This window comes from Oribacterium sp. Sow4_G1_1 (assembly GCF_052116105.1).
Classification (GTDB): Bacteria; Bacillota; Clostridia; order Lachnospirales; family Lachnospiraceae; genus Oribacterium.
Genome location: NZ_JBQKLS010000054.1, coordinates 1 through 490, shown reverse-complemented (window position 1 = coordinate 490; position 490 = coordinate 1). Strand labels below are relative to the sequence as shown.

The window sequence follows — 490 nt, the reverse complement described above, 5'->3', positions numbered from 1 at the left end:
CAGGGCCATCGGACTCTCAGAGTCAAACTTGTAGTTCAGCATGAAGCGGAACTCCTCGAGCATTTCCTTATCGAGGAGGTGCGCCTCGTCGAGTATGCAGACCACCCGCTTCTTCTGGACTCCCTGAATGATCTCGATCGATGCCTGCAGCTGGCGCTTGGCATCTCCACGATAGAAGCCCGAGTCGATGCCCAGCTGTTCCAGAAGGCCCTTATAGAACCACTTCGGTGTAAGCTTGGAATCAGACAGGTATAGAAGGATGTACTCGTCCTTCGGAAGCATAGCATCGAACTTTCGAAGCAGCGTGGATTTGCCACAACCCGGTTCTGATGTGATCACTGCAAACAGCTTCTTGTCGGCAACGTACATCAGACGGCCAAGCACATCACTCATCGCTTTCGTCTCGTACAGGCACTCCGGTGGAAGGTCCCTGGTGAATGGCGTATGGGTCATGCCAAAGAATGCTTCATACATGAGCGCGTCCCTCCTT

Annotated in this window: 1 protein-coding gene; it reads right to left on the bottom strand. The window is 53.3% G+C overall.

Annotation, left to right across the window (positions count from 1 at the left end; translation table 11 throughout):
- Nucleotides 1-474 (bottom strand): ExeA family protein (locus tag ACTQ52_RS12355; protein WP_441982794.1); only part of this gene is annotated, 474 nt, incomplete at its 3' end.
- Nucleotides 475-490: the final 16 nt, after the last annotated feature.